Genomic DNA, 1,524 nt, shown 5'->3' on the forward strand with positions numbered 1-1,524 from the left:
TTCTGCTCTGGTGGTTCATCTAAGGCGGCGACTGCATTAACGGCTTGCTCAAATAAATCGATTAAGTTAGGAAAAGCATCCCGGAAAAATCCCGAAATGCGTAATGTCACATCGACACGGGGTCTTCCTAAAATGCTTAGGGGTAAAATCTCTAAATCCACAACCCGCCTAGCTGCACCATCCCATACAGGGCGCACACCTAACAAGGCTAACGCCTCGGCGATGTCATCACCACCTGTCCGCATTGTTGCTGTTCCCCATACAGATAAGCCTAGTGTTTTAGGATACTCGCCATGCTCTTGGGTGTAGCGTTCTATGAGGTTTTCGGCGGCTTTTCTGCCGACATCCCAGGCGGTTTCTGTGGGAATGGCGCGAATATCTACAGCATAAAAGTTTCTGCCAGTGGGTAAAACTTCCGGTCGTCCCCGTGTGGGTGCGCCTGATGGTGCGCTGGGGATGTATTTTCCATCTAGTCCGTTGAGGAGGTTGGTAATTTCTGTTTGGGTTTGTTGTAATGCGGGGAGGAGTTTAATGTTAATCCAATTGAGGAAATCAGGGAGTGGGGATTGGGGGTTGGCTATGAGTTGTTCTACTAATGAGGCGGCGTGTTCTTCTAGGGCGGTGACTGCATCGCCTACGGTACGACAGGGATTTGGGGTTTTGTGGGCTAAAATTTGGCGATCGCCTGCTGATAACTCGCTGCTAAAATCGGTGGTGAGGGGGTCGCACTCTAAACCCCAAGCATCGGCTAAAACCCTGGTGATACCTGGAGAATAGCGGTTAGGGATGCGGGCGATCGCCACAATTAAATCTCGGAGTTGTCTACCTTGGGGACATTGCCCAAAAATATGTAAACCATCGCGTATTTGTGCTTCTTTTAATTCACACAGATAACCATCCAGTGAATTTAAAATTAAAGCTTCAAAATTCAAAATGTCTTTCTCATCCTGAATGCCTAAGTCTTTGTAAAGATTTTCTTTGATCACTAATTCCCGGATGCGATCGCGAATAGCTGGTAATCGAGACGGATCTAAACTTTCCGCTTCATAATACTCATCAATTAAATTTTCCACCTGTTGCAAAGCCCCATACAATTCCGCGCGGGTCATCGGTGGCGTAAGATGATCGATAATCACCGCCTGGGCGCGACGCTTGGCTTGAGAACCTTCACCGGGGTCATTGACAATAAACGGGTAAAGGTGAGGCATTGCCCCAAAAGCTACTTCTGGATAACAATTACTAGACAATGCCAAACTCTTACCGGGTAGCCATTCTAAATTGCCATGTTTCCCTACATGAACAATGGCATCAGCCCCGAAACATTCCCGCACCCAATAATAAAAAGCTAAATAAGCATGGGTAGGCTCTAAATCTGGTGCATGATAATTCAAACTAGGGTCAAGATCATAACCCCGTGATGGCTGAATACCCACAAAGACGTTACCGAGTTGAATACCGGGAATGGGGACTCTTGACTGGGGATTGGGGAATGGGGACTCTTGACTGGGGACTCTTGACTGGGGA

At 47.6% G+C, this 1,524-nt stretch carries 1 protein-coding gene; it reads right to left on the reverse strand.

The annotated features are described in order from the left end of the window. On the reverse strand, positions 1–1,524 hold a 1,524-nt coding region (locus AACS98_RS16535; RefSeq protein WP_198161146.1), incomplete at both ends, for a cobaltochelatase subunit CobN.

The sequence above is a fragment of the Anabaena sp. CA = ATCC 33047 genome (genome assembly GCF_963870205.1).
GTDB lineage: Bacteria > Cyanobacteriota > Cyanobacteriia > Cyanobacteriales > Nostocaceae > Trichormus.